The organism is Pseudomonas sp. W15Feb9B, from assembly GCF_000828175.1.
GTDB lineage: Bacteria > Pseudomonadota > Gammaproteobacteria > Pseudomonadales > Pseudomonadaceae > Aquipseudomonas > Aquipseudomonas parakoreensis.
In genome coordinates this window covers 61,905-73,399 of the sequence record NZ_JTKF01000001.1, presented here as the reverse complement: position 1 = coordinate 73,399, position 11,495 = coordinate 61,905, and the positions used below count along the sequence as shown (strand labels likewise).

Sequence of the window (11,495 nt, the reverse complement as noted above, 5' to 3'; positions counted from 1 at the left end):
AAAGGCTTGCAAGATCAAGAGGCCGTAGCCGCTGCCATCTGTCGCTACTGTCAGATCTGACAGTAGCGACAGATGGCGTCGGGTGATGGGATACCGCAGTCGCCAAGGCGCCAAGCCAGGACTTTCTGTCACCTGAGGAATTGCTCGTATGAAAACGCAATCATCGTCTGCCTCTACGTCTTCTGATCCAGGCGTGAGCGCACTCAAGCCCTTAAAAATCACCAAGCTCAGGACTCCCGTGCAGGGCTATGACGGTGGGTTGCCGGTGGCCGCTGTGGAGGGAGGCGTCGAGTTTCTGGTGCCTCCCTGGCTGGTCATGAAGGCGGGTGATCTGATTGAGGTGTTCTGGGGCGACCTGCAGACGCCGGTCTGGAGCAAAGACATCGAGCCAGAAGATGAAAACGAACTCATCAAAGGGATTATCGATGAGGGACATATCCGCAAGGGGGAGGCCTATCCGGTTTTCTATCGCGTGACCCGGCCGTTTCAGGAGCCTGAGTCAACTCCGCCGGAGAGGTTCTTCGTCAAACTGGATCGCCCCGGCGGCTTCGATGACGACCAGTCGACGCCCGGTAACCAGAACCTGCGTTACCATATTCCCCAGAGCATCATCGACAGCGGTGTTGGCCCCGAAGAGGCCGCAGCGGGTGTGCCGATCACGATCCTGCCGTACCTCTTCATGCGCATCAACGACCTTGTAAAAGTGGCATGGGGCAGCGTAGAGAAAACCGTCCTTGTCGAGCAAAGACATATTGACGACCCTGACGATAACCCGCTGGTCGTGACCATCGAGAAACCACTGATCGAGCAGGCGGGCGACAGCGCCGGGGTGATCGTGACGTACCAGGTGATCGATGAGTGCGGCAATTATCCCGATCTGCGTTCACCGTGGTCAGCGGAAACCCGCGTCGTGGTGGATCTGAAAGAAAATCGCCTCGATGCGCCTATCGTGCTGGAGGCCGATCCGCAGACTGACGAAATCGACCTCGACGAATTGAACGATGACGACGTGAACGTTCTGGTCAACACCCCCGCCGGCTCCTTCCAGGAACAGGATATCGTCGCGTTGACTTGGCTGGGAACCAACGCCCAGGGCGCACCGATCAACCATGGCCCGGTAGAGCTGCCGGTGACGCGAGTCGGTCTTGCGCTGCCGTTCAGCGTCCCGAACGACAAGGTACGGGCCATTGCCAAAGGCCGGGCCAGCGTCTCCTACATCCTCAAGCGAGCGGGCGAGGCTGATCGGCCGTCCAAGACCGTCGGTATCTCGGTGACGGGGGAGGCCTTCCGACTGCCTTCTCCTACAGTGGACGAAGCCCCTACCGGTACGCTGAACCCGGACGAACGCTGGGCCACCGTGCGCATTCCTTGGTTTGCGGGACGTGCCGCCAGTGACCTGTTGACGTTGATCTGGCAGGCCACGCGTCCCGGCGGCGGCATCGTCTATTACGAAGATCCGCGTCCGGTTGGTGATTTGCCGGATGACGAGCCGGTGTTGCGCAACGTCTCGAATGTGGTGATCCAGCGTTTCGACGGGTTGAAGGTTTCGGTGTTCTATACCGTTGCCAATGATGACGAGGCGACACTCAACGTGCGCGAGTCGTTGCCGTTCGAGATGCAGGTGGGCGAGGTGCAACCGCTTTTCGTGACGCCGCGCGTGGAAGAGGCGGTGCCTGGCACGTCGTTGATCGATCCGGAAGCCGTACCGCCGCTGGGCTGTAAATTGATTGTGCCGTATCTGCAGACGCTGCCCGAAGACGTGGTGAATTATCGCTGGCGCGGGTCGGCCGCCAGCGGCAGTACCAGCGGCTCGCTGCACCTGACATCGCAAACCGCCGGCAAAGAGGTGCCGTTCACCGTGCCTAAACAGTTTGTGACCAACAACCTCAATCGGCGGATCGTCATCGACTACTTTATCGTGCGTAACGGCAAGACCCTGGGTTACTCCTTTCCGTTGACCTTGCGGGTCGGCAATGCCCTGCTGGATTTCGATCCGCCCTCAATCGATGGCGCTCGCGGCGACCAGATCGATGCGAGCGCGGTACCTGCGGTGGGTGCCACCGTGCGCCTTGCCGCGACGTATGGCCTGAAGGTTGGCGACCGCGGCGAGATCCGCTGGATCGGCGTTGCCGGAGAGGGCACGGCGATGGTGCCATTTCGCGTGGAAAGCGGAGAAGCGGGACGCGACAAACTGATCAGCGTGCCGCAGTCAGTGGTGTTGGCCAACGTCGGGCAGGAGATCTCGCTGGATTGCACCGTAGTGCGTCAGGCCGGTGGTCAACAGTACTCGCGCGTGGCGGTTTATGACGTGCGTGCTTCGCTGGGGACAGGCCGCTTGCTGGTAATGGGCGCGCGCTCGCGGGGCAATTATCAGATTTATGGCGGCGGGACTGCTTGGTTGACTGCGCTGGAGGCAACCACCCGGCAGCCGGTCAAGGCCTGGTGGCGTTATAACGGCGAGGAGGGCGAGGTCAGTGGTATGACGTTTCGTGACACCCGCCCGGACCGACTGCTGCATGTGCGGATCAGTGATGATCAAGTGACAGTCAATCCGCTGAACCTTTGCGGGAACGGTAATTTTGTTTCTGTCTCTGAATTAAACAACGCAGCCTTTGCAGCACGGACTGAACGTGGAGCCTTGGTGGCCTGGGGCAAGCGCAGCAGTGGTGGGGATTTGGGGGATTCGTTACCGACCGTTTCTGATGCCTTATCGCTGAGTGCCTGCGGTTATGCCTTTGCGGCGCGTCAGGCCAGCGGTGGGGTATTGGCATGGGGGGCCGAAACAGGCGGAGGAGCGCTACCCGAACCCATCAGTCTCATGCGGGATATCGTGGCAGTGAGTGGCAACGGTTATGCATTCTGCGCGCTGCGTCGCGATGGGAGTCTGGTGGCGTGGGGAAACCCTAGTATGGGGGCGACGCTTCCACAGCCAATCCCTGCATTGAGGGATGTCGTCAGAGTGATTGGCAACCTCTACGCCTTTGCTGCGCTTCGAGCCAATGGTTCGGTCGTGGCGTGGGGGCACCAAAGCAACGGAGGAAATGTGCCTGCGGCCATTGCGGCCTTGACTGACATCGTCGATATAGTGGCTAACGACTACGCCTTTGCAGCCTTGCGTGCCAATGGTGAGGTCGTGGCCTGGGGATCCAGCTTCAGCGGTGGGAGTGTGCCTGCCGCGATTGGAGTCATCACAGACATTATCGAACTGAGCGCTACTCAAAGGGCATTTGCCGCCCGACGAAGCAATGACAGCGTCGTTGCTTGGGGGTACTCGACATATGGCGCATCCGTTCCTGCGCCAATCGCAGCCCTGACGGATATCCGGACGGTGACGGGGCACTACGCATCATTCGTCGCACTGCTGAGCAGTGGGCGTGTAGTGGGGTGGGGGAACCTGGCAATTCCGGCGTCGGTTGCAGCGCTGACTGACATCGTTCAGGTGGTAAGTGGGGGAGTTGCTTTTGCCGCGCTGCGGGCCAATGGCACCGTTTTAGCTTGGGGGGCTGCTGATCGAGGCGGTGAAATCCCGGATGCCATTACGGCCAGATTGATCAACGTCCGTGCCATTTATGGCAACACCCATGCCTTCGCTGCACTGACGTCCAGCGGAGACGTCGTGACCTGGGGGAGTGGTCCGGCCGGTGGGGACAGCGATGCCGTCGCCGATCAGCTCAACGGCAAAATCTTCTACGAAGCTACAGCGCTGTCCCGTGGTTTGGGAATGCGTGAGACGCGATTGCTAGAAACGGCAGAAAGTCAACAAACCTCATAACATCGCCAACGCCTGAACGATCGCAGCCTGCGGCAGCGCCTACATGTGATCCCTGTAGGCGCTGCCGCAGGCTGCGATCTTTTACTTTTTACTTCGGATAAAGGGGCGGCAACCCGCTGTCACCCACCGGATCCTGCACCCGCTCCGCCGCCGGAATCGTGCGGATCGCCCGCCACAGATCCTCGCCCTGCCAATGCTGCCCGGTCTCGCTGTACAGCGCGCCATTGAGCCCGTCCAGCGCGTCGGACAACGGCACAAACCGCGCCGCCATGTCCGCCAGTGTCTCCGGCTGCTGCCGCGCCCAGGCATCGAGTGCCTGCCGCGTCGCTTGCGGATCATTCGCCTGGCACGCCCGCTTGATGTCGTCCAGCAAGGTGCGCGGGCTTGGGCCGGTCTGGGCGGCGCGATGCACCGCCGGTTGCCAGCGCGCGCGCCACCACAGGCCGAAGCCGAGCAGGGTGGTGCAGGCGAGGATCAGCGTGCTGAGTTTCCACCACCACAGGGTGTCGCTGTCGACACTGCCCGATTGCAGGGTGCCCGCCGGGGTGTCGACTTGCAGGCTCGGGTTGTTCGCCACCTGCAGGGTGCGCGCCGGCAGGCTGGTGTGTTCCAGATGATCTTCGAAGGTGTTCCACCAGACCACATCGACGGTGGGCAGCTCGATGCTGCCGCTGCGGCTGGGCACCAGTGCTTCGCGTTCTTCACGACTGCCGATCAGGCCGCGCTCGCCGCTCTGGTTGCTCAGCACCGGTTGATCCGGGTAACGGCGCAGGCCGTTGGCTTCGGTGCCGGGCAGGGCCGGCAACTGCGAGCTGGCCAGGCCTTCGACTTTCAGGGTCAGGCTGCGGGTCAGCGAGTCACCGACCTGAATGTGCTCCGGCTCCGGGTTCCAGCTTTCGCTCAGGCTCAGGCTGCGAGCGGGCAGCCACGGCGCATCGGCCGGATAGGTCAGCGGTTTCGGTTTGACCGTCAGGGCGATCTCGGCGGAATTGACCCGCAGCAATTTGCCCGGTTTCGGGCCTTGCGCGGTGGCGTCCTGGCTGGGCTGGGTGTCGACCAGCGTGGCGCTGAACGTTTGCGGGGCGATGAGCAGCAAACCACTGTGCTGCGGGTAGATCGCATAGCGCATCTCGATCACGCCATGGCGCACGCCGTTGATGTCTTTCTCATAGGTACGCATGTCGCCCAGCTGTTCGATCCGCGCATCGGCGATTTGCAGCGGGGTCAGGCTGCTGTCGTCGTACAGCGACACTGAATGGTAGATGCGCAGGGTCAGAACCGCCTGGGCTTGCACGTAAACGCTGGACTGATCGAGGCTGACCTCGATGAACACCGGGTTCGGGTTGTTTTTTTCTTCGCGAGTATCGCTCTCGACCACTTGCACGGTGATAGGCTGGCTCTGCACATCGCCCAGTTGCAGCGGTGGAATGACCACGCTGCCGTTCTCTTTCGGCAGCAGGGTGATGATCCAGCGCGTGGTGGCGCGGTTGTCGCCATTAAGCGTGTTCAACTGGTTGACCTGACGCGTGCCGCGCACCTCGAACAACGGTTCCAGCGGGGTCAGGTCGGGCTTGCCGAACTGGGTGACATCGCTGGTTTCGAGGGTGAGCTCGACCGTCTCGCCGGAGTTCAGGCGACTGCGATCCACGCTGGCCGTCAGCTCGGCCGCCTGGGCGGTGGCCGTGCAGAGCAGCAGGGGTAGCAAGAGGGCGCTGAAGCGGGTCATCGAGTTTTTTCCTGATCCTGATGTTGTTGCTGTTCGTACCAGAATTTGCGTCGCAGCAATTCGCCCGGGTTGTCCGGAATTTTGCCCAGCCATTGTTCCAGTGCCTGACGCTGTTCGCCTTCGAGGTTGTCCTCGCTCGGGCGCAGCGTCGGCACGGTGTCCGTTTCTTCCGTCTCGTCGATGCCCGGCACCTCGTTGGGGCCCGGTTGCGGGGGCGTGGTCGGCGGCTCGGTGGCCGACTCGCCGGGCTGAGCCTCGCTCGGGGTCTCGTTTTTGACCGTCGGTGGCGGCGCGGTCGCTGGCGGTGGTTCATCGCCGGGCACGTTCGGCTGGGCCGTTTGCGGCTGTGGTTCGGCCGGCGGCGGGGTGTTCTTCTGCTTGAGCAGGTTTTCCACCAGGGCCTTGTTGGTCAGCGCCGGGCGCAAATCCGGTTGCAGTTCCAGCGCTTGCTCGTAGGCATCAATCGCCGCTTCCAGCTCGCCACTTTTCGCCAGCGCATTACCGCGATTGTAGTGGGCACGGGCGTCGCTGCCTTCGGCGAAACGCTGAGCGGCGCCACTGTAATCGCCGGCCTCATACAACGCCAGCCCTTGCCACTGGTGATCTTCAAAGTGTTCGGCGGCTTCGGCCGGGCGCTTCTGCTTGAGCAGGTGCAAGCCCTGTTGGTCAGGACGCAGCCACAGGTCTTCGAAGTCGAAAGCGTAGCTCGGCTGCGGAAGGCACAGCAGCAGCGGCAGGCAGAATAACCAGCCACGCCGTCCGGCACACGCGGCGAGCAGCAACAGCGGCAACAACAGCCAGTAGCCCTGATCGGCCCAGGTCTCCAGACGCACGGTCTGACCATGGTTGCGCAGGCTGCGTGGACCATCGAGCAGGCCGAGGGCGCGCAAGTCGGACTCGTCCAGACGCGCGCTGTGGTATTCACCGCCGACGCTGGCGAGGAACGCGCCGAGGCCCGGGCTGTCGAGTTGCGGTACGCGAATCGCGCCTTGTTCATCCTTGAGGAAACTGCCGTCCTCCTGAGCGATGGGCGCGCCTTCAGCGGTGCCGATGCCGAGCATCAATAGTTGCGCCGATTGCTCGCCGAGGGCACGGCGGATGCCTTGGCGTTCCTCCTCGGTCAGCGAGGAGCCGATCAGCAGGATGCGTCCCTGGCCCAGAGCGCCTTGCTTGAGCAACGCCAATGCTTTGCCCACGCCGAGGTCGGCGCGGTGGCCGCTTTCCGGCATCAGCGACGGCTTGAGGGCGTCGAGCAGGTTGCGGCTGGTCGCCAGGTCATCCGACAGCGGTACCAGCGTGTGCGCGCTGCCGGCGTAGACGACGATCGCGGTCTGCGCATCGCTGCGCGCCTGCAACAAGTCGAACAGCTTGCGCCGGGCCTGTTCCAGTCGCGTTGGCGGCGAGTCGGTGGCGAGCATTTCCGGGGTCAGCTCCAGCACCACCACCAACGGATCGGCGGGTTTCTGGCTGGTCTGTTCGACGCGCTCCCAGCTCGGCCCGAGCAGCGCGACGAGGGTCAGCAACCACGCCACGCCGAGGGCAACCCACGGCAGCTTGCTGTCGCGTCCACCGCCACCGCTGAGCAACGTCGAGTGAAACGCTGGCGGCAGAATCATCTGCCAGCGTCCGGCGCGTTTCTGCCGGTGCCAGAGTTGCCAGAGCAGCCAGCCGAGCAGCGGCAAGAGCAGCAGCCACCAAGGGCGGAACCAGTGCGGCCAGAGCGCGATCATCGGCGCCTCCGCAGACGCAGGCGTTTGAGACGCTCACGCCAGTCAGGCAACGGACTTTGCAGATACAGCTCCTTGGTAAACAGGCGTTGCAGCGGGTTGTCCGGCCACAATTCGCGGACGACCAGCAACAGGCTCAGCAGCAGGGCCAACGCCAGCGGCCAGTGATACAAGGCTTGCGCCGGGCGCGCCTGGGTCGGTTGCTGGGTGACCGGTTCGAGTTGGTCGAGGGTGTCCCTGATCGCTTGCAGCTCTTTGCCGTCGCGGGCGCGAAAGTATTGGCCGCCAGTGGCTGCGGCGATCGCCTTGAGCGCCGGCTCGTCGAGGTCCAGGCTCGGATTGACCCCGAGCAGGCCGGTGCTGCCACTGTCTTCGGGGTCGGCGCCGATGCCGATCGGGTAGATTTTCACCCCTTCGCTGGCGGCCAGTTTTGCTGCGGTCAGTGGATCGATTTCGCCACCGTTGTTGGCACCGTCGGTGACCAGAATCAACACTCGGCTTTGCGCCGGACGCAGGCGCAGGCGCTTCAGCGCCAGACCGATCGCATCGCCGATGGCGGTGTTCTTGCCGGCAATGCCGATGCGCGCCTCATCGAGCCAGACGCGCACGGTGTGGCGGTCAAACGTCAGCGGTGCCTGCAGATACGCCTGACTGCCGAACAGGATCAGACCGACGCGGTCGCCATCACGGCTTTCGAGGAAATCCCCGAGCAGATGCTGGACCAGCGACAAGCGGCTGACGTCTTCGTCCTGCCACTGCATGTCGGGGAAATCCATCGAACCGGACACGTCCACCGCCACCAGCAGATCACGGCCGCTGGCGGCAATCGGCAACGGTTCGCCGAGCCATTGCGGGCGCGCCGCGGCGCTCAGCAGTAGCAGCCACAGCAACAGAAACGGCGCCTGCTGACGCCACGCCGGCAGGTTGGCGCGGGCCCGGCGACGGGCGAGGCCTTCGAGGTCCGAGAGAAAACTGACGCGCAACGCCGGCTCGCCACTGTCGGCCACCGGCAGCACCAGACGCATCAGCCACGGCAGCGGCAGCAGCACGAAGATCCACGGCCAGGCGAACTCAAACATGCTTGCGAATCCAGGTTTCGACGGCTTGGGTCAGGCCGGCGATGGCTTTGTCGTCAAGTTTGCATTCCGGTTTGTAGGCGCCTTCGACCAGCACCATCCAGCGCGTCAGACCGGCCGCCGGGCAACGGTTGTCGAGAAATGCCAGCCATTTGCGGCCATTGAGCGTGTGGCTCTGGCTGTAAGGGTAGTGGTTGCGGCACAGCCGCTTGAGCAATCCGTTGAGCTGCTGCAGCCACGCCCCGGCCGGTGCACCATCGTAGGGTTTGGGCATTTGTGCCAGTTCGGCCAGCGCGGCGATGCGTAGCGGATCGAGCGGCTGTTCGGCGCGCACGATCGGGCGTTTCTTGAGCGGAATGAACCGGCGCAAACGCCACGCCGCGAACCCGAGCAGCGGCAGCAATAACAGCAGCAGCCACCAGCCGGGTGCTGGCGGCCAAAAGTCGATCGGTGGCGGGGAAATCAGCGGTTGCAGTTGCTCGAGGCCGTTCATCGACTGCTCCCCGGGCGCTGCGGATTGAGGAACTCGCGCATCTGCTCGACCATTTCGCTTTGCGTGCTCAACGGCATCAGCAGCACCCGCAGTTTTTGCGCGAGCAATTCCCAGCGGGCGATACGGGCCTCGGCCTGCGCGCGATAGGTTTGGCGCAGCTCGAAATTGAGGGTATCGATTTCCAGTTGCGCGCCCCTTTCCGCGAATCTGAGCAGCCCGGCGGCGGGCAGGGCGTGGTCCAGTGGATCGGACAGCGGCAGCATCAGCAGGTCGCAATGGCGCGCCAGCAGGCTCAGTTGCTGCTCGGCGCTGTCGGTCAGCGCGCGCTCGTCACAGATGACGATCACCAGACTGCCCGGGCGCAACACTTCGCGCGCCCGGCGCAACGCCACGCCGAGGGCGTCGCGGTCCGGCTCGCGTTCGCTGTGCAGCGACTGATTGACCTTGACCAGACGGTTGAGCAATTGCAGCAGGCTCTGCTTGCTGCGGCGCGGCTTGATTTCGTAGTGCTCGTTGTCGCCGAACACCAGCCCGCCAACCCGATCATTGTGCCCCAGCGCGGCCCAGCCGATCAGCGCCGCTGCTTGCGCAGCGAGCACTGACTTGAACATCAGCCCAGAGCCGAAAAACAGCCGCGTGCTTTGCTCGACCATGATAAAAATCGGTCGTTCGCGCTCCTCGTGGAACAGCTTGGTGTGCGGCTCTTGGGTGCGCGCGGTCACGCGCCAGTCGATGGTGCGCACGTCGTCGCCGGCCTGATACACCCGCACCTGATCGAAGTCGACCCCGCGTCCGCGAAATTTCGAGTGATGCAGGCCGATCAGCGGGCTGCGCTGACTTGGCGTGGAAAACAGCTGCACTTCACGCACACGGTGACGCATTTCGATCAGGTCGGTGAGGCTGATGCGGATGCCCGGTTCGGACGGCAGGGGGACGTTCATGGGGGTCAAGCGACGGCTACGACGTCGAGAATCCGCTGCACCACCCGATCCTGATCGATGCCGGCGGCTTCGGCTTCAAACGACAGAATGATGCGGTGACGCAACACGTCGAACAGCACCGCCTGAATGTCTTCGGGGCTGACGAAATCGCGACCCGCCAGCCAGGCGTGAGCCCGGGCGCAACGGTCGAGGGCAATAGAGCCGCGCGGGCTGGCGCCGTAGGCGATCCACTCGGCCATTTCCGGGTCGAACTTGGCCGGGGTGCGCGTGGCCATGACCAGTTGCACCAGGTATTCCTCTACGGCGTCCGCCATGTACAGACCGAGGATTTCCTTGCGCGCGGCGAAAATCGCCTGCTGGCTGACCCGGCGTTCAGGCTTGGTTTCGCCATTCAGCGCTTCGCCACGGGCCTGCTGCAGGATCCGGCGTTCGACGGCGGCGTCCGGGAAACCGATTTTGACGTGCATCAGGAAGCGGTCGAGCTGGGCTTCCGGCAGCGGGTAGGTGCCTTCCTGCTCGATCGGGTTCTGCGTCGCCATCACCAGAAACAGTGGCGACAGTTCATACGTGCTGCGCCCGACGCTGACCTGACGCTCGGCCATGGCTTCGAGCAGCGCCGATTGCACCTTGGCCGGGGCGCGGTTGATTTCGTCCGCCAGCACCAGGTTGTGGAAGATCGGGCCTTGCTGGAACACGAAACTGCCGGTTTCCGGGCGATAGATCTCGGTGCCGGTGATGTCGGCCGGCAGCAGGTCCGGGGTGAACTGGATGCGATGGAACTGGGCTTCGATGCCCTCGGCGAGTTCTTTGATCGCTTTGGTCTTGGCCAGACCCGGAGCGCCCTCGACCAGCATGTGGCCGTCGGCGAGCAGGGCGATGAGCAAACGCTCGATGAGTTTTTCCTGGCCGAGAATCTGCGTTGAAAGAAAGGTTCGCAGCGCCAGCAGCGCTTCACGATGTTCCATCGGTGACTGTTCCTGGAAAGGGTGGCCGCAGGCGTTCGGATAACGCCGGGGCTGGGGGCGTTACTTTAATCCATCGAGGGGGGTGGCGACTAACGGCATTTTGCGCAAAGTGCGGGAAATGACTGGGGGATTTGTTGGAATTTTGTAGCAGGGGAGTGGTGAGGTGGCAGTTCTGGCCCCATCGCTGGCAAGCCAGCTCCCACAGGTATCAGCGGTGCGAATGCGATTTATGCAACACATCGCTCTCTGTGGGAGCTGGCTTGCCGGCGAAGAGGCCGGCTCAGGCACCCTTAAATCTGGCTGATGTAGGTGCCAGTCCCATCCAGAATATTCTTCAGGGTTTCTTCAACTTCAGCCAGATCAACCATATCCGGGTTGAAGGTAATCTCCAGCACATCATCGCCATTCAGCGCATCGGCATCCGCCGCCGCGATCTCGATCTTCAACTGCGTTTTGCTCAGGGTTACCTTTACGCCGTCCAGCGTCGAAGGCTCGCCATCCAGAGTGATCTCCAACTCGTCCTCGTCCGGATAGCGGCTCATCAGAAACATATCGCCCTTGTCGCTATGGCAGCAGAGCATGGCCATGTTGTCCTCTTCGTCGTCGCATGGGTTGACGATCAGTAGGGCGGTGGTCATTTGCATGGGGGAATTCCTGCCTCGGCGGGCGTGTTGGTCGCAATTGGGCGCGATTCTGCCAGCCCTTGGGAATTTCTGCATGTGAGAGTGTCAGAGGATGTGTCGTGAACGCGACACAGGTCAAAGGTCACTTCTGGCACAGATGTACCGTAAATAC

General features: G+C 62.8%; 8 protein-coding genes. 1 reads left to right on the top strand and 7 read right to left on the bottom strand.

Features of this window, described 5'->3' with window-relative positions:
• Positions 1–148: 148 nt before the first annotated feature.
• The gene (locus tag OC71_RS26780) at positions 149–3,772 is read left to right on the top strand and encodes a hypothetical protein (protein ID WP_152620420.1); all 3,624 of its coding nucleotides are present in this window, start codon (positions 149–151) and stop codon (positions 3,770–3,772) included.
• Between the two features lie 88 nt (positions 3,773–3,860).
• On the opposite strand, the gene OC71_RS00265 is transcribed toward OC71_RS26780, so the two are convergent.
• The 7 genes from OC71_RS00265 to OC71_RS00235 all read right to left on the bottom strand — a co-directional run bounded on the left by OC71_RS00265 (position 3,861) and on the right by OC71_RS00235 (position 11,344).
• Positions 3,861–5,498, bottom strand: a complete 1,638-nt coding sequence (locus tag OC71_RS00265; protein ID WP_041062478.1) for a BatD family protein — start codon at positions 5,496–5,498, stop codon at positions 3,861–3,863.
• Complete coding sequence (locus OC71_RS00260; RefSeq protein WP_041062475.1) at positions 5,495–7,228, bottom strand: tetratricopeptide repeat protein; 1,734 nt, start codon at positions 7,226–7,228, stop codon at positions 5,495–5,497. Before OC71_RS00260 ends, OC71_RS00265 begins: the two co-directional genes overlap by 4 nt.
• Complete coding sequence (locus OC71_RS00255; protein ID WP_041062472.1) at positions 7,225–8,304, bottom strand: VWA domain-containing protein; 1,080 nt, start codon at positions 8,302–8,304, stop codon at positions 7,225–7,227. Before OC71_RS00255 ends, OC71_RS00260 begins: the two co-directional genes overlap by 4 nt.
• A complete protein-coding gene (locus OC71_RS00250; RefSeq protein ID WP_041062469.1) occupies positions 8,297–8,794 on the bottom strand; it encodes a DUF4381 domain-containing protein in 498 nt (165 codons plus the stop codon). The genes OC71_RS00255 and OC71_RS00250 overlap by 8 nt, the downstream gene beginning before the upstream one ends.
• Positions 8,791–9,735: a DUF58 domain-containing protein gene (locus OC71_RS00245; RefSeq protein WP_041062467.1), complete on the bottom strand. Its 945-nt coding sequence runs from the start codon at positions 9,733–9,735 to the stop codon at positions 8,791–8,793. Before OC71_RS00245 ends, OC71_RS00250 begins: the two co-directional genes overlap by 4 nt.
• A 5-nt stretch (positions 9,736–9,740) precedes the next feature.
• Positions 9,741–10,700 carry a MoxR family ATPase gene (locus OC71_RS00240; RefSeq protein ID WP_003218556.1) on the bottom strand — a complete coding sequence of 320 codons (960 nt, stop codon included), beginning with the start codon at positions 10,698–10,700 and terminating at the stop codon, positions 9,741–9,743.
• A gap of 290 nt (positions 10,701–10,990) precedes the next feature.
• The gene (locus tag OC71_RS00235) at positions 10,991–11,344 is read right to left on the bottom strand and encodes a hypothetical protein (RefSeq protein WP_041062446.1); all 354 of its coding nucleotides are present in this window, start codon (positions 11,342–11,344) and stop codon (positions 10,991–10,993) included.
• Positions 11,345–11,495: the final 151 nt, after the last annotated feature.